Here is a 15,019-nt window from a genome sequence, read left to right on the forward strand (position 1 = left end):
TCCATGTCACGCTTCTTCATCGACAGGCCGATCTTCGCCTGGGTGATCGCGATCATCATCATGGGGCTTGGCACCCTGTCGATCCTGCGGCTGCCGATCTCGCAATATCCGACCATCGCCGGTCCCTCGGTCGTCATCAACGCGGTCTATCCGGGCGCGTCGGCGGAAACCGTGTCGGACACGGTGGTGCAGGTGATCGAACGGCAGATGACCGGGATCGACGGGCTGCGCTACATCAACTCCAGCACCACCTCGACGGGCGGGGCGACGGTCACGCTGAACTTTGAGCTGGGGACCGACCCCGACATCGCGCAGGTGCAGGTGCAGAACAAGCTCGCGCAGGCGAACGCGAGCCTGCCCGAGCCGGTGGCGCGGCAGGGCGTAACGGTCCAGAAGTCCGGCTCGGGCTTCCTGATGGTCATTGGCCTGGTGTCCACGGACGGGTCGCGCTCGGCCATCGACCTTAACGACTACCTCAACTCCTACGTCGTCGACTCGCTGTCGCGGCTGGAAGGGGTGGGCGGCGTCCAGGTGTTCGGGACCGAATACGCGATGCGGATCTGGCTCGACCCGGTGAAGCTGAAATACTACGACATGACCCCCGACCAGGTGGTCGCCGCGATCCGGGCGCAGAACGCGCAGATCTCGGCGGGCGCGTTCGGGCAGATGCCCGCGCCGCAGGGCCAGCAGCTGAACGCCACGATCACCGCGCAGTCGCTGCTGCGCACGCCCGAGGACTTCGAGCGGATCGTGCTGCGCGCCGACACCGACGGCGGGCTCGTGTTGCTGCGCGACGTGGCCCGGGCCGAGCTTGGCACCGAAAGCTACGAGATCGCGGGCTTCTACAACGGCGACCCGGCGTCGGGGATGGCGGTGCAGCTTGCCTCGGGGGCAAACGCGCTCGACACGGCCGAGACCGTCAAGGCGCATGTGGATCAGCTGGCCAAGTTCCTGCCCGCAGGCACCCAGTTCGTCATTCCCTACGACACGACCCCGTTCGTCCTGATCTCGATCGAGGCGGTGATCGACACGCTGATCGAGGCGATCGCCCTCGTCGTCCTCGTCATGCTGGTGTTCCTGCACAACTTCCGCGCGACGCTCATCCCGACGCTGGCGGTGCCGGTCGTCATCCTGGGCACGTTCGGGATCATGGGACTGCTGGGGTTCAGCATCAACACGCTGACCATGCTCGCGATGGTGCTGGCGATCGGGCTGCTGGTCGATGACGCCATCGTGGTGGTCGAGAACGTCGAGCGGATCATGCGCGACGAGGGGCTGGGCCCTGTCGAGGCGACGCGCAAGTCGATGGATGAGATTTCCGGCGCGCTTGTTGGCATCGGCCTTGTCGTGTCGGCGGTGTTCGTGCCGATGGCGTTCTTCGGCGGCTCGACCGGCGAGATGTACAAGCAGTTCTCGGTCACCATCGTGTCGGCGATGTTGTTGTCGGTGGTGGTGGCGCTGATCTTCACGCCCGCGCTGTGCGCGACGCTGCTGAAACCCTATGACCACTCGCACGACCCCGACCAGCAGGCCGCCCGCGCGAAAAGCGGCCAGCGCGGCCCCCGCAAGGGCATCCTCGCGCGCCTCGGCTCGGGGTTCAGCGACGGGTTCGAGCGGGTGTTTTCCCGGATCACCAACGGCTATGCCGCGATCGTGCGGGCAGTGACGGCCGGTCCGCTCAAGATGCTGATCGTCTATGCGCTGATCGTGGGCGGCATGGTCGTGATGTACCAGCGCACCCCGACCTCGTTCCTTCCGGGCGAGGATCAGGGCGCGATCATGACCATCGTGCAGGCGCCCTCGGGCACCACGGCCGAGGCGACCGAGGCGGTGCTTGAAAACGTCTCGAACTACTGGACCACGGCCGAGGCCGACAACGTCGAGTCGGTCTTTTCGGTGCGCGGCTTCTCGTTCGTGGGGCAGGGGCAGAACGTCGGCATGATGTTCGTCCGCCTGAAGGAGTGGGACACGCGCACGTCGCCCGAAGCCTCGGCCGAGGCGATCGGCGGGCGCGCCTTCGGCCCCCTGATGGGCGGCATCCGCGAGGCGATGGTGATCCCGATCGTGCCCCCCGCGGTCCTGGAGCTTGGGAACTCGGACGGGTTCTCGGGCATCCTGACCGCCGCCGCCGGGCAATCGCACGAGGAGCTGCTGGCCGCGCGCAACCAGCTTCTGGGCCTTGCCGGGCAAAGCAAGGTCGTGACCGCGGTCCGCCCAAGCGGGGTCGAGGACGCGTCGCAGTTCCAGCTGAACATCGACTGGGCCAAGGCGGGCGCGGTCGGGGTAACGGCGGCCGACGTCGGTTCGTTCCTCTCCACCATCTGGTCGGGCACCTACGTCAACGACTTCATCTACAACGGCCGGATCAAGCGGGTCTATGTGCAGGGCGAGCCCTGGGCGCGCACCGCGCCCAAGGACCTGTCGCTGTGGCGGGTTCAGAACACGAACGGCGAGTTCGTGGACTTCTCGACCTTCGCGACGCAGGACTGGGTCTATGGCCCGCAGCAGGTGTCGCGCTACAACGCGGTGCCGTCCATGGCGATCGACGGCAGCGCCGCGCCGGGATCGTCCACCGGCGAGGCGCTGGCCGAGATGGAGCGTCTGGCCGCCGAACTGCCGCCCGGCTTCTCGCTGGAATGGACCGGCCTGTCGCTGGAGGAAAAGGAGGCCGGGGCGGGCGCCATGACGCTGTATGCGCTGGCGCTGGCGGCGGTGTTCCTGTGTCTTGCCGCGCTTTACGAAAGCTGGACCATTCCGGTCGCGGTGCTGCTGGCGATGCCCGTGGGGATCCTCGGCGCGCTGATCGGGGCCTATGTGGGCGGGCAGACGAACGGGGTCTATTTTCAGGTGGGGCTGCTGACCGTCGTGGGCCTGACCGGCAAGAACGGGATCCTGATCGTCGAGTTCGCGCGCGAGCGGATGGAGACGACGGGCGAAACCGCGCTGCAGGCGGTGCGCGAGGCGGCCAAGATCCGGTTCCGGCCGATCCTGATGACCTCGCTCGCCTTCGGGCTGGGGGTGGTGCCGCTGCTGCTGTCCTCGGGCGCGGGTGCCGGCGCGCGGGTCGCGATCGGCTACGCCACGTTCTTCGGGACGGTCACGGGCACGACCCTGACGCTGATCTTCGTGCCGGTGTTCTTCGTGCTGATCGACCGCATCTTCGGGCGCAGGAAGGCGGCACCGGCGCAGGCAAAGCCCGCCTGACGCCGCGCCGTCGCCGGCGGACATGACGAGGGGCGCGGTCCGGTGGCCGCGCCCCTCTTTCCATCTCGCAACGCTGCGATCACTCGACCGGCGGATAGGACGCGTCCCGGACCTCGGTCGTGAACGGCCCGGACATGCCTTCGAACGTGGTGTTCGTGAACGCCACCACCGACATCTTCCGCGCGGGGTCGACGAACCAGCTGTGGCCGTAGGCACCGCCCCATTGCAGGGTGCCCGCCGACTGCGGCGTGCCCGCGGCGGCCGGGTCGTCCAGGATCGCCCAGCCATAGCCGAACCCCCAGCCCGGCCCCTGTGTCGCGGCCTGCGCGCCGACGGTGTCGTTCGTCATCGTGGTCACGGTTGCGGCTTTCAGGATACCGCCGCCGCCCGTGCGGATCGCTTCGAGGAAGGTCATGAAATCGCCCGCCGTCCCGACCATCCCGCCGCCACCCGACGGATACGACGTCGCATCCAGCGCCCGGGCGGGCGCGAAAAGCGCGCCTTTGTTGCCCAGGGGAACGAACTGGCCATCGGTCATGCGCGCGGGCACGGGGTCGCCGTCCGCATAGGGCACCGCCAGCCGCGCCGGGTCCGTCACGGTAAAGCCCGTGTCCGTCATGCCAAGGGGACCCGTAACCGCGTTTTCCACCGCATCAGACAGCGGCTGGCCCGTCACCTGTTCTACGACCCCGCCCAGCACGTCGATGCCCAGCGAATAGCCCCAACCCTCACCGGGCCGGAACTTCAGCGGCGCCTGCGCGAGGCGATGCAGGTTCTCGTCCAGCGACAGCCCCGGCTGGTCCAGCCCGTCCGACACGTCAAGCCGGTCGTAGTCGCTGTCCATCGGCTCGATGAACCGGTAGCTGAGGCCCGAGGTGTGGGTCAGCAGCTGTTCCAGCGTGATCGTGGGCGCGGTGCCGTCCGGCAGGCGCGGCGCGAAGTCGGGCAGGTATTTCGTCACCGGATCGTCCAGCCCGACGCGGCCATCCTCGACCAGCCGCATGAAGGTGGCCGAGACCATGGGCTTGGTCACCGAGGCAAGGCGGAAGATCACGTCCTCGCGCATCGGCGTCCCGGCCTCGCGGTCGGCCATGCCGGCGGCGCGGTGATAGACGACCTTGCCGTCGACCGAGACGAGAACGACCGCCCCCACGATCCGGTCCTCGGCGATGGCGCGGTCGATGACCGCGTCCATGCGGGCGGCGATGTCGGGGCTCGGTTCCGCCAGCACCGGCAGGGCGCCGGCCAGAAGGGCGGCGAAGGCAAGGGAAACGGATCGCATGCTCGATCTCCTGTGGGTCACACGGAAGACCGATCTAGGCAGGGGTGCGATCGGGAAAAAGGGGCGCGCGAGAATGGGTTTGGGCCGTTCCCGCGGAGGCGGTGGGATTCGAACCCACGGAGGGCTTTCACCCTCGTCGGTTTTCAAGACCGGTGCATTAAACCACTCTGCCACGCCTCCTGCGGGCGCGCCTCGGTAGCTCACTCCGCTGCCTTGGGCAAGCGGGCGCTTGTCGCCCGCATGCGCCGCTGCTAAGCGTTCGGGCATGAGCGCACGCGCCGCCACCACCTGCTGCATTACCGCCTGACGAAGCACCGGCGGGCCGTTCATGCATGACCGATGAACCCCGCCCACGGGGAAGCCATCATGGTCGAGATCAAGCTGACGAACACCCGCACCCGCCGGAAAGAGGCCTTTGCCCCGATCGATCCGGCGAACGTCCGCATGTATCTGTGCGGGCCGACGGTCTATGACCGCGCGCATCTGGGGAACGCGCGCCCGGTGATCGTATTCGACGTGCTGCTGCGGCTGCTCCGTCACGTCCATGGCGAGGGCTGCGTGACCTATGTCCGCAACTTCACCGACGTGGACGACAAGATCAACGCCCGCGCGGCCGCGACCGGGCGGCCGATCCGCGACATCACCGACGAGACGATCGGCTGGTACCACGCCGACATGGATGCGCTCGGCGCGGCGCGCCCCGACCACGAGCCGCGCGCGACCGACTACATCGCGCAGATGGTCGACATGACGGGCGAGCTGATCGCCAAGGGGCATGCCTACGAGACCGAGGGGCACGTCCTTTTCGATGTCCGGTCATTCCCGGACTACGGCAAGCTTTCGGGCCGGTCGGTGGACGACATGATCGCGGGCGCGCGGGTCGAGGTCGCGCCGTTCAAGCGCGATCCGATGGATTTCGTCCTGTGGAAGCCGTCGGACGCCGACACCTCCGGCTGGGACAGCCCGTGGGGCCGCGGCCGCCCCGGCTGGCACATCGAATGCTCCGCCATGTCCAAGGCGCTGCTGGGCGACAGCTTCGACATCCACGGCGGCGGCATCGACCTGCAGTTCCCGCACCACGAGAACGAGATCGCGCAAAGCTGCTGCGCCAGCCCGCAAGCCGACTTCGCCCGCGTCTGGCTGCACAACGAGATGCTGCAGGTCGAGGGGCGGAAGATGTCGAAGTCGCTCGGCAACTTCTTCACAGTGCGCGACCTGCTGGACGGGGGCACGCCCGGCGAGGTGATCCGCTTAGTGTTCCTGATGACGCATTACAGGAAGCCGATGGACTGGACCGCCGACAAGGCGCGCGAGGCGGAAGCCACGCTGCGGAAATGGCATGCGCTGGCGGCCGGGGCTCAGGATCGCGGCCATCTGGATGCAGGGATCGTGGACCTGCTCGCCGATGACCTGAACACGGCCGGGGCGCTGTCGCGGCTGCACGCGATGGCGCGCGACCTGGCCGAGAACGCGACCCGCGACTGCCACGTGGAAAAAGGCATCTTTCTGTCCTCGGCCCGGTTGCTGGGGCTGTTGCTGCCCGGCATGGACGGCTGGCTTTCGGCCGGCCCGGACCTTTCGGCGCAGGCCGCGCGTCTTGTCCGGTTGCGCGACGAGGCAAAGGCCAGCCGCGACTTCGCCGCGCTCGATGCGTTCAAGGCGGCGCTCACGGATGCGGGCGTGATCATCCGCATGAACCGCGACGGGGTCGAGCTTGACCCCTCGCCGTCGTTCGACGCGGCCAAGCTGGCGGCGCTGTCGTGACCGAGCGGCTTTACCTTTACGACACCACCTTGCGCGACGGGCAGCAGACGCAGGGGGTCCAGTTCTCGGCCGCCGAAAAGGCCGAGATCGCGGCGATGCTCGACGATCTCGGCGTCGATTACATCGAGGGCGGCTGGCCCGGCGCGAACCCGACCGACAGCGACTTCTTTGCCGCCGCGCCCGCCACCCGCGCCACCCTGACCGCCTTTGGCATGACCCGCCGCGCGGGCCGGTCGGCGCAGAACGACGACGTGCTGGCGGCGGTGCTGGACGCGGGCACCCGCGCCGTCTGCCTGGTCGGCAAGACCCACGACTACCACGTGACGCACGCGCTGGGGACGACGCTGGACGAGAACCTGCGCGGCATCGCCGAGTCTGTCGCGCAGGTCGTGAGCAAGGGCCGCGAGGCGATCTTCGACGCCGAGCATTTCTTCGACGGCTACAAGGCCGATCCCGCCTATGCGCTCGCCTGCCTCGCCGCCGCGCGGGACGCGGGCGCGCGCTGGCTGGTCCTGTGCGACACCAACGGCGGAACGCTGCCGTCCGAAACAGGCCGGATCGTGGCCGAGGTGATCGCCTCGGGCTTTGCGGGCGCGCAGATCGGCATCCACTGCCATGACGACACCGGGAACGCCGTCGCCTGCACGCTGGCGGCGGTCGAGGCGGGGGCGCGGCAGGTGCAGGGCACGCTCAATGGCCTCGGCGAGCGCTGCGGCAACGCGAGCCTCACCACCCTGATCCCGACGCTGATGATCAAGGAACCCTTCGCCTCGACCCTGAAGGTCGGGGTGACCGGCGAGGGCCTGTCGCGACTGACCCGGATCTCGCGCCGCCTGGACGAGATCCTGAACCGCGCGCCGCTGCGGCCCGCGCCTTACGTCGGCGCGTCGGCGTTCGCCCACAAGGCCGGGCTGCACGCCAGCGCGATCCTGAAATCCCCGCGCACCTACGAACACGTGGACCCCGCATCGGTCGGGAACGAGCGCGTCATCCCGATGTCGAACCAGGCCGGGCAATCGAACCTGCGCGCGCGTCTTGCCGGTGCGGGAATCGCGGTCGAGCCGGGCGATCCCGCGCTTAGCCGCATCCTCGATCTGGTTAAGACGCGCGAGGATCAGGGCTATGCCTATGACGGCGCGCAGGCGTCGTTCGAGCTGCTGGCGCTGGATGAACTAGGGCGGCTCCCGCGCCTCTTCGACGTGGAACGCTACCGCGTCACGGTCGAGCGGCGGCTGAACGCGGTCGGGCGGCGGATATCCGTCGCCGAGGCGGTGGTGACGGTGCGGACCGACGCGGGCACCGTGATGTCGGCGAGCGACGGCGCGGACGCGGATGGCGGTGATCGCGGCCCCGTCCACGCGCTGTGGGCGGCGCTCGCCAAGGACCTGGGGCCGTGGCAGGGGTCGATCGACGACATGGCGCTGGCGGATTTCCGGGTGCGGATCATCGGCGCGGGCACCGACGCCGTGACCCGCGTCATCATCGACAGCGCGGACGGGGCAGGGCGGTCGTGGTCCACCGTGGGCGTGTCGGCCAACATCGTCGATGCAAGCTTCGAGGCGCTGGTGGACGCGATCCGCTGGAAGCTGGTCCGTGACGGGGCGGGGTCGGGTCCGGGGTTGACGTCGTGAGCGACGCGCTGACCATGCTTGCGGACCTGTTGCGTCGGGACGATCCCGACCGGCACGCGATGGCGATGCTGGCGCCCGCCCGCGCGCGGGCACGGCTGGTCACCCTGTATGCGCTGAACCTTGAACTTGCGCGCACCCCGCTGGGCGCCCGCGATCCGCTGCTGGCGCAGATGCGGGTGCAATGGTGGATCGACCACCTCGCCGACATGGCGCGGGCCGAGCCGCCGCCGCACGAGCTGCTGACGCCGCTTTTCGCCGCATGGGGGCGCGACGCGGCGGCTCTGTCCACGCTGGCCGAGGGTCGGCTGCGCGACGCCGAGCGCGCGCCCTTTGACAGCGCGGACGCGCTTTGCGGCTATATCGACGGCACGGCGGGGGTGTTGATGGCGGCCGCCGCGCGGGCCGTGGACATGCCTGCCGGGGCCGCGAGCGCCGTTGCCGCGCAGGCGCGGGGCGCGGGCCTTGCCGCCTGGCTGTCGGCCGAGCCGCAGCTGGCGGAACTGGGGTCGGGTCTTGCCGATCCCGCCTTGCGCCCCGGACTGGCCCGGCTGGGGCTGGCGGCGCTTGCGCGCGCGCGCGGCGCCCGCCGCAGCGTTCCGCGCGGGCCGGGTGTCGTGCTGTTCGCGGGCGCGGGTGCGGGTGTGCGGTTGCGGGCGATCGGGGCCGGGAACACCGCCCCGCCGCCGTCCGACTTCGCCCGCCGCGCGGCGCTGGCGCGCCTGGCCCTGACCGGGCGCTGGTGGGTCGGGCGTTAAGCCGATCTTCAGGCTTCTGTGCGAGACCATGCGCGACCTTTTCAGGATGCGCCATGTTCCCCGCCTTCCCCCACCACCCCGGACCGTGTGCATGAGACGCGTTCGCGTGCTCGTCATCGACGACAGCCTGACCATGCGCCGGCTGATCGGTCTGGCGCTTGCCGCCGACCCGCGGATCGAGGTTGTGGGCGAGGCGTGCAACCCCCTGCAGGCCCGCCACAAGATCGCCGATCTCAGGCCCGACGTGCTGACGCTGGATGTCGAGATGCCGGACGAATCCGGCCTGGCCTTCCTGCGCAGCCTGATGGCCGTCAGGCCGATGCCCGTCGTGATGGTGTCGTCGGGCACCCATTCCGGCAGCGCCGCCGCGATCGAGGCGCTGTCGCTGGGTGCCGTGGACTGCGTGGGCAAGCCCGCCTCGGCCGACACGGCGGCAAGCTTTGCGATGCTGCCCGACCTGGTCGCGGCGGCGGCCTGCGCGCGGGTTCGCCCGCGCCACCCGGGCGCGCCGTCCGCCGCGCCCGCACACCCGCCGGGGCAATCGGCGGCGCGGTTCCAGTGGAACGGCCGCGTCGTCCTGATCGGGTCGTCCACGGGCGGGGTCGAGGCGCTGGAACGCATCCTCATGCACTACCCAGCCGACTGCCCGCCGACCCTTATCACCCAGCACATGCCGGCCGAGTTCCTGGCCAGCCTCGCGCAGCGTCTGGACCGGACGATGGCGCCGCGGGTCGCGCTGGCCCGGGACGGCGCGCCGCTTGCGCCCGGTTACGTCCACATCGCGCCCGGCGCCGACACCCATCTGGTCGTGGGCGCCGGCCCGACGCCCGCCTGCCTGCTGGTGCCGGGCGAAAAGCGCAACTGCCACCGCCCGTCCGCCGATGTCCTGTTCGAATCCGCCGCCCGGCTTGGCCCCCGCGCCGTGGGCGTGGTCCTGACCGGCATGGGCGTGGACGGCGCGGCGGGGCTGCTGCGGATGCGCATGGCGGGCGCGCTGTGCCTGGCGCAGGACCGCGAAAGCTCGGTCGTCTGGGGGATGCCGCGGGTCGCGCTGGAAAACGGCGCGGCCGAACGCGCGGTGCCGCTGCTTGAGCTGGGGCCCGAGATTTTGCGCGCCACCGCGATCGGCAACCGGCAGATGGCGCGGCTGGGGTGATCGTATCGTGCCGCGGGCAGTCGTCGGACGGTCAGCGCCGCTCCATCCGGTAGTTGCCTTCGGGCAGGTTCAGCGCCGCGCGCAGCTCGTCCAGCTGCTCGATGCTCAGCACGACGGCGGTCAGCAGGTCGCCGTCGTCGGATGCCTGCGAAACCACGACGCGGTCGTCGAACGCGGTGATCACGACGTCCTCGAAAAGCGGCCGGCTGCCCTGCCGCACCTCGTCGATGAGGGTGACGACGGTCGCGTCGAACTCGTGCTCGATGGTGAACATGCGCGGTTCCTTCGGTCGTGGCGACGGTGGTCCGATGACCCGGCGATGCCGTGCCCCGAACTCCGGTGCCGTCCGCGCCCGAACATTCGCGTGAAGCCTGCCAAAGTGCAACCGCGACCATAGCGCGGGGGATCGTTCCTGACTAAGGTGCCCGGACCCGACCAGCATTCAAGCGGCCCCGATGCACCCCACGTTGCACCCCACCAAGACCCTTCGCACCCTGGCCGCGCTGGCGCTGGCAACCGCGATGACGGCCTGCGCGCCCGCCGGGCCGCCGGTCCTGCCGCCCGACAGCGCCAGCCCGAACATGCCGCCGCCCGCGCCGCAATCGGGAACCTCGCTCAGGTCGGACACGCCGTCGCAGGCGGCGGGCAATTTCCTGTCGGTGCTGCGCTCGATGGAACCTGCGATCGAGCGTGAGTGCCTCGTCCGCCGCACCACGCCGATTAACTGCGACTACCAGTTCGTCGTGGACGACCGCACCGGGCTTGAACCGAACGCCTTCCAGACCATCGACCGGCAGGGGCGGCCGATCATCGGCTTCACGCTGTCGCTTCTGACCGCGGCGAACAACACCGACGAGCTGGCCTTTGTGGTTGGCCATGAGGCGTCGCACCACATCCTCAACCACCTGCGCCAGCGCGAATCCGCGGCCGCCGCCGGGGCGATCATCGTCACCGGCATCGCCGCCGCCAGCGGCGCGAGCATCACTTCGGTCGAGGTGGCGCAGCGCATCGGCGCGCAGATGGGCGCGCGCTACTATTCCAAGGAATGGGAGCTTCAGGCCGACTACCTTGGCGCCATCATCGCCATGCGCGGCGGCTACGACCCGGAACGGGGCGCGCTGTTCTTTGCCCGGATGCCGGACCCCGGTGACCAGATCCTGGGATCGCACCCGTCGCGCGCCGCGCGGCAGGCTCAGGTGACGAAGGCGGTCGCGGACGTGCGGACGGGCCGGATCAGCTAGGCTCGCCCTTCGGTTGTTGCCCGGCAGCAACAATCCCGCGCTGGGTGCAAGCGATTGCAGCGATATCCACAGATTTAAGTTCCTGCGGCCACGCGGCTAGGCAATATTCCGCTTATTGTCAGCGGAGCCGGGAAAGAATTGATCGGGGTCATTTTGTGGAGCAGCGCGGACCAGAAACGGGCCGTCATCTGGTGCGAGAACAACGGCGGGTTGGCATATCTGGAATCGGCGCGCGACTTCACGGACGAGGGTTGGCCCGACTGCGGCGAGATCGTGCACCTGTCCGAGGAACGCGCCGCCGGCTTCCATTACGCCCGCTCGGTCCGGCGCTGGACCGACCAGCACCCGTCGAGCGCGGCAGGCGCGGCGCATGTCCGCGCGGTTCCCGCGCCGACCAGCAACTGCGACCACCCGCCCGCCCGCGTCGCCTGCGGCTGACGCGCGCGGCTCAGTTGCCCCGCACCAGCGCCGCAACCCCGGTCCGCGCCAGGTCGCATAGTCCCAGCGGCCGCATCATGTCGGCAAAGGCGTCCAGCTTCTCGGGCGCGCCGGTGATTTCGAAGACGAAGCTTTCCAGCGTCGAATCGACCACCTTGGCGCGGTAGATGTCGGCGATCCGCAGCGCCTCGACCCGCTTGTCGCCGGTGCCGCGCACCTTGAACAACCCCAGCTCGCGCTCGACGCTCGGCCCTTCGACTGTCAGGTCGTTGACGCTGTGGACCGGGACGATGCGGCCGACCTGCGCCTTGATCTGTTCGATCACGGCGGGCGTGCCGCGCGTGACGATGGTGATGCGGGACCGATGCCCGGCGTGGTCGATCTCGGCCACGGTCAGGCTGTCGATGTTGTAGCCCCGCCCCGAGAACAGGCCGATCACGCGCGCCAGCACGCCCGCCTCGTTGTCGACGATCACCGCGAGGGTGTGGCGTTCCTCGGCCTGCGCGTTCGGGTCGCGCAGGTCGTAGGCGGAATGGCTGGATGCGCCCTGCGAAAGCTTGAGGTTCGACATGATGTTTCCTCAGACCAGCACGGCGCCGTCGTCCTGGATGGCCGAGCCGATGTCCTCGGCCGCCTCCTGGTCGCCCAGCAGCATTTCGTTGTGGGGCTTGCCCGACGGGATCATGGGCAGGCAGTTCTCGTGCTTTTCGACCAGCACGTCCAGGATGAACGGCCCGTCGTACTCGATCATCTCCCGGATCGCGTCGTCCAGCTCCGCCGGGTCGCTCACCTGCCGGCCCCTGCAGCCGAACGCCTCGGCCAGCTTGACGAAGTCAGGCAGGCTTTCCGACCACGACTGGCTGTAGCGTTCGCCGTGCAGCAGTTGCTGCCACTGGCGCACCATGCCCAGCCGCTCGTTGTTCAGAATGAACTGCTTGACCGGCGCGCGGAACTGGACCGCGGTTCCCATTTCCTGCATGTTCATCAGCCAACTCGCGTCGCCCGCGACGTTGATGACCAGCGCGTCGGGGTGCGCGACCTGCACGCCCACCGACGCGGGCAGGCCGTAGCCCATGGTGCCCAGCCCGCCGCTCGTCATCCAGCGGTTCGGCCCCTCGAAGTGCAGGAACTGCGCCGCCCACATCTGGTGCTGGCCGACCTCGGTCGTGATGTAGCGGTCGTGGTCGCGGGTCAGCGCCTCAAGCCGTTCCAGCGCGTGCTGCGGCTTGATGACCGTGTCCGAGCGGCGATAGGACAGGCACTTGCGCGCCTTCCACCCGTCGATCTGCCGCCACCAGTCGGCCAGCGCCGCGCCGTTCGTCCTGGACCCGCGCGATTTCCACAGCGCCAGCACCGCCGTCAGCACGTCGCCCACGTCGCCGACGATCGGCAGGTGGCAGCGGATCACCTTGTTGATGCTGCTGGGATCGATATCGACATGCGCCTTGATCGAGCCGGGTGAGAAATCCGCGATCCGCCCGGTGATGCGGTCGTCGAACCGCGCGCCGAGGTTGATCATCAGATCGCATCCGTGCATCGCCATGTTGGCCTCGTACAGGCCGTGCATCCCCAGCATCCCGAGCCATGACTTGCCGCTGGCCGGATAGGCGCCAAGGCCCATCAGGGTCGAGGTCACGGGAAACCCGGTCGCGTCCGCCAGTTCGGTCAGCAGGCGCGACGCCTCGGGGCCGGAGTTGATGACGCCGCCGCCGGTGTACAGGACCGGCCGCTCGGCGCGCTCGATCAGCTCGACCAGCTTCTCGACCGCGACGCTGTCGCCGTGGCGTTCCGGCTGGTAGCGGCCGGGGGCCACGTCCTCGGGGCCGACATAGGCGCCCTCGGCGAACTGCACGTCCTTGGGGATGTCGATCAGCACCGGACCGGGACGGCCCGAGGTCGCGATGTGAAAGGCGCGGTGGATCGTTTCGGACAGGCGGTCGGTTTCCTTCACCAGCCAGTTGTGCTTGGTGCAGGGGCGGGTGATGCCGACGGTGTCGGCTTCCTGAAACCCGTCGGTGCCGATCATGAAGGTCGGAACCTGCCCCGACAGCACCACCAGCGGGATTGAATCCAGCAGCGCGTCGGTCAGGCCGGTGACGGCGTTCGTGGCCCCCGGACCGGACGTCACCAGCACCACGCCGGGCTTGCCGGTGGAACGGGCATACCCCTCGGCCATGTGGACCGCGCCCTGTTCGTGCCGGACGAGGATGTGCTGGATCTGGTTTTGCTGGAAGATCTCGTCGTAGATCGGCAGCACCGCCCCGCCCGGATAGCCGAATACGGTATCGACGCCCTGATCGCGCAAGGCTTCGACCACCATTCTCGCACCCGTCATAGTTCGGGACATATCCGGTTCTCCGATCAGTTTTCGACCACGTGGCAGGGCAACGCCCACTGCCGCGACGCCGGAAGCTATTGCCGCGTTGCGGCAGGGTCAATGCAGTCGGCGCGAAAAATAACGTTCAGACATCATGTTTTGTAATTTAGTTGCTTAAAGTGTCACCCGAGCGGCAGATCGATGCGCGCGACCTGCTCTACGATCGGGTCAACCGACAGCGGGTGGATATCGGCCTCGTGCGCCTGCGGATCGCCGAGATCCTGCCAGACGCCACCCTTGTAGATTTCCAGCGCGCCGAACCGGGCCTTGTAGGCCATCTTGCGGCTGCCCGGCACCCAGTAGCCCAGATAGACGTAAGGAAGGCCCGCCGCCCGCGCCATCTCGACATGGTCGAGGATCATGTAGGTGCCAAGGCTGAAATCCGACAGCGCCGGGTCGTAGAAGCTGTAGACGAGGCTCAGCCCGTCATCCAGAACGTCGGTCAGGCACACCGCCCGCAACTCGCCATCGGCGCGGCTGTGCCGGGGGGGCGGCGGGTCGCGGTATTCGACGACGCGCGTGCGGACCGGCGTTTCCTCGATCATGGCCGCGAACTCGAACACGTCCATGTCGGCCATCCCGCCGTCGGCGTGGCGGTCGTCGAGATAGCGGCGGAACAGCTCGTACTGTTCTTCGGTAGACCAGGCGCTGGTCGCGGTGCGGACCAGGGCCGCGTTACGGCGGATCAGCCGGCGCTGGGTGCGGCTGGGGGCAAAGTCGCGCACCCGGATCCGCGCCGACATGCAGGCGACGCAGCTTTCGCAGCTGGGCCGGTACAGCACGTTCTGCGAGCGCCGGAATCCCTGCCGCGACAGCACGTTGTTCAGCGTCTGCCCGGCGTCGCCGGCCAGCGCGGTGAACAGCTTCCGTTCGGCGCGGCCATGCAGGTAGGGACAGGGTTGCGGCGCGGTGACGTAGAACTGCGGCGCGTTCGGCAGGGTGTGGCGCATCAGGCAACGCACCTTCCGCAGCGCGGAATTGCCCGGCCGGCAGTGGTCATCAGCGTCCAGTGCATCGGCATGGTGGATTATCGTCGGTGGTGGTAACGACGCAAAGCCTATCAAGTGTTTGCAGGTCCGCCAAGCGTTGAAACCGGGGGGCCGAGACGGCGGGTTGCCCCCGGCCTGATGACAGCGATGTTGTTGACGGCTCCCGCGCCGCGGCTACGCTG

Annotated in this window: 12 protein-coding genes and 1 tRNA gene; 7 read left to right on the forward strand and 6 right to left on the reverse strand. The window is 69.0% G+C overall.

Annotation, left to right across the window (positions count from 1 at the left end; all coding sequences use genetic code 11):
• Positions 1-3: 3 nt before the first annotated feature.
• Positions 4-3,204, forward strand: a complete 3,201-nt coding sequence (locus FNF32_RS04010; protein ID WP_131675164.1) for an efflux RND transporter permease subunit — start codon at positions 4-6, stop codon at positions 3,202-3,204.
• Positions 3,205-3,283: 79 nt separating this feature from the next.
• Here FNF32_RS04010 and FNF32_RS04015 read toward each other — a convergent pair whose 3' ends face one another.
• On the reverse strand, positions 3,284-4,486 hold the full coding sequence (locus tag FNF32_RS04015; protein ID WP_131675163.1) for a serine hydrolase domain-containing protein: 1,203 nt from the start codon (positions 4,484-4,486) through the stop codon (positions 3,284-3,286).
• Between the two features lie 93 nt (positions 4,487-4,579).
• Positions 4,580-4,666, reverse strand: a tRNA-Ser gene (locus FNF32_RS04020).
• Positions 4,667-4,852: 186 nt separating this feature from the next.
• On the opposite strand from FNF32_RS04020, the gene cysS reads away from it, so the two are divergent.
• The 4 genes from cysS (at position 4,853) to FNF32_RS04040 (ending at position 9,792) form a co-directional block, all read left to right on the forward strand.
• On the forward strand, positions 4,853-6,250 hold the full coding sequence (gene cysS, locus FNF32_RS04025; RefSeq protein WP_131675151.1) for a cysteine--tRNA ligase: 1,398 nt from the start codon (positions 4,853-4,855) through the stop codon (positions 6,248-6,250).
• On the forward strand, positions 6,247-7,881 hold the full coding sequence (gene cimA / locus FNF32_RS04030; RefSeq protein ID WP_131675149.1) for a citramalate synthase: 1,635 nt from the start codon (positions 6,247-6,249) through the stop codon (positions 7,879-7,881). The genes cysS and cimA overlap by 4 nt, the downstream gene beginning before the upstream one ends.
• Positions 7,878-8,636 (forward strand): squalene/phytoene synthase family protein, encoded by a 759-nt coding sequence (locus FNF32_RS04035; RefSeq protein WP_246087671.1) that lies wholly within the window; start codon positions 7,878-7,880, stop codon positions 8,634-8,636. Before cimA ends, FNF32_RS04035 begins: the two co-directional genes overlap by 4 nt.
• Before the next feature lie 91 nt (positions 8,637-8,727).
• Positions 8,728-9,792, forward strand: a complete 1,065-nt coding sequence (locus tag FNF32_RS04040) for a protein-glutamate methylesterase/protein-glutamine glutaminase (protein ID WP_131674175.1) — start codon at positions 8,728-8,730, stop codon at positions 9,790-9,792.
• A 31-nt stretch (positions 9,793-9,823) separates the two neighbouring features.
• Here FNF32_RS04040 and FNF32_RS04045 read toward each other — a convergent pair whose 3' ends face one another.
• Complete coding sequence (locus tag FNF32_RS04045) at positions 9,824-10,066, reverse strand: hypothetical protein (RefSeq protein ID WP_131674176.1); 243 nt, start codon at positions 10,064-10,066, stop codon at positions 9,824-9,826.
• 181 nt (positions 10,067-10,247) lie between these two features.
• Between FNF32_RS04045 and FNF32_RS04050 the strand changes: the two genes are divergently transcribed.
• On the forward strand, positions 10,248-11,033 hold the full coding sequence (locus tag FNF32_RS04050) for a M48 family metalloprotease (protein ID WP_246087672.1): 786 nt from the start codon (positions 10,248-10,250) through the stop codon (positions 11,031-11,033).
• Between the two features lie 138 nt (positions 11,034-11,171).
• On the forward strand, positions 11,172-11,471 hold the full coding sequence (locus FNF32_RS04055; RefSeq protein WP_131674177.1) for a hypothetical protein: 300 nt from the start codon (positions 11,172-11,174) through the stop codon (positions 11,469-11,471).
• Between the two features lie 10 nt (positions 11,472-11,481).
• Here FNF32_RS04055 and ilvN read toward each other — a convergent pair whose 3' ends face one another.
• The 3 genes from ilvN to FNF32_RS04070 all read right to left on the reverse strand — a co-directional run bounded on the left by ilvN (position 11,482) and on the right by FNF32_RS04070 (position 14,798).
• Complete coding sequence (gene ilvN, locus FNF32_RS04060; RefSeq protein WP_131674178.1) at positions 11,482-12,042, reverse strand: acetolactate synthase small subunit; 561 nt, start codon at positions 12,040-12,042, stop codon at positions 11,482-11,484.
• Positions 12,043-12,051: 9 nt separating this feature from the next.
• Positions 12,052-13,818: an acetolactate synthase 3 large subunit gene (locus tag FNF32_RS04065; RefSeq protein WP_131674179.1), complete on the reverse strand. Its 1,767-nt coding sequence runs from the start codon at positions 13,816-13,818 to the stop codon at positions 12,052-12,054.
• Positions 13,819-13,970: 152 nt separating this feature from the next.
• Positions 13,971-14,798 carry an arginyltransferase gene (locus FNF32_RS04070; protein ID WP_131674180.1) on the reverse strand — a complete coding sequence of 276 codons (828 nt, stop codon included), beginning with the start codon at positions 14,796-14,798 and terminating at the stop codon, positions 13,971-13,973.
• Between the last annotated feature and the right edge of the window lie 221 nt (positions 14,799-15,019).

It is taken from the genome of Paracoccus marinus (assembly GCF_007018965.1).
In the GTDB taxonomy this organism is placed as follows: domain Bacteria; phylum Pseudomonadota; class Alphaproteobacteria; order Rhodobacterales; family Rhodobacteraceae; genus Paracoccus; species Paracoccus marinus.

Coding starts and splice junctions, on each gene's coding strand:
- FNF32_RS04010 (WP_131675164.1), top strand. CDS start 4: ATGTCACGCTTCTTCATCGACAGGCCGATCTTCGCCTGGGTGATCGCG.
- FNF32_RS04015 (WP_131675163.1), bottom strand. CDS start 4,486: ATGCGATCCGTTTCCCTTGCCTTCGCCGCCCTTCTGGCCGGCGCCCTG.
- cysS (WP_131675151.1), top strand. CDS start 4,853: ATGGTCGAGATCAAGCTGACGAACACCCGCACCCGCCGGAAAGAGGCC.
- FNF32_RS04040 (WP_131674175.1), top strand. CDS start 8,728: ATGAGACGCGTTCGCGTGCTCGTCATCGACGACAGCCTGACCATGCGC.
- FNF32_RS04045 (WP_131674176.1), bottom strand. CDS start 10,066: ATGTTCACCATCGAGCACGAGTTCGACGCGACCGTCGTCACCCTCATC.
- FNF32_RS04050 (WP_246087672.1), top strand. CDS start 10,248: ATGCACCCCACGTTGCACCCCACCAAGACCCTTCGCACCCTGGCCGCG.
- ilvN (WP_131674178.1), bottom strand. CDS start 12,042: ATGTCGAACCTCAAGCTTTCGCAGGGCGCATCCAGCCATTCCGCCTAC.
- FNF32_RS04065 (WP_131674179.1), bottom strand. CDS start 13,818: ATGTCCCGAACTATGACGGGTGCGAGAATGGTGGTCGAAGCCTTGCGC.
- FNF32_RS04070 (WP_131674180.1), bottom strand. CDS start 14,798: ATGCGCCACACCCTGCCGAACGCGCCGCAGTTCTACGTCACCGCGCCG.